Source organism: Promicromonospora kroppenstedtii DSM 19349 (genome assembly GCF_000515355.1).
GTDB lineage: Bacteria > Actinomycetota > Actinomycetes > Actinomycetales > Cellulomonadaceae > Promicromonospora > Promicromonospora kroppenstedtii.
In genome coordinates this window covers 12,498-13,055 of sequence record NZ_KI911730.1, presented here as the reverse complement: position 1 = coordinate 13,055, position 558 = coordinate 12,498, and the positions used below count along the sequence as shown (strand labels likewise).

At 75.6% G+C, this 558-nt stretch carries 1 protein-coding gene; it reads right to left on the bottom strand.

The window, feature by feature from the left end; all coding sequences use genetic code 11:
* Positions 1 to 52: 52 nt before the first annotated feature.
* Entirely contained in the window at positions 53 to 400 is a 348-nt protein-coding gene (gene mnhG / locus PROKR_RS21690) for a monovalent cation/H(+) antiporter subunit G (RefSeq protein ID WP_036967325.1), read from the bottom strand.
* Positions 401 to 558 lie beyond the last annotated feature (158 nt).

Below are 558 nucleotides of genomic sequence, written 5' to 3'. Positions count from 1 at the left end.
GTGTCGGACGAGCCCGCCGCCAGCAGCGGCGGCGCGGCCTGAGCCCAGGGGCTCAGCGCCCGGCCTCGCGCGCCGGGAACTCGTCCTCCTCGATCTCCAGGGCGGCCGGGTCCACGCAGCGCGTGCGCAGGCCGGACCGGCCCACCATGTAGGCGGCCACGGGCGACGTCATGAGCTGGAAGATCGCCACCAGCAGGAGCATCGTCGCCGAGCCCCGGTCCTGCAGGCGCAGCGCGACGCCGGCCAGCAGGAGCAGCAGGCCCAGCACCTGGGGCTTGGCCACGACGTGCATGCGCGAGAGCAGGTTGTCGAACCGCACCACGCCCACGCCGGCGGAGAACGAGAAGAACGCGCCGAGCAGCAGGCAGACGGCGGCGGCGACGTCGGTCACGAGGGTCATGACTCCTCCTTCCGGCCGCTCACGTCCGCAGGATCCGGGCCTGGCTCGACCCCGGAACCGCCCGAACCGGCGTTGGGACCGGCGAACCCGACGGACCCGGGAGCGGACGGACCGGCGCCACCGGCGGCGCCCGCACCCGGCCGCGGCCCGGACCGCTG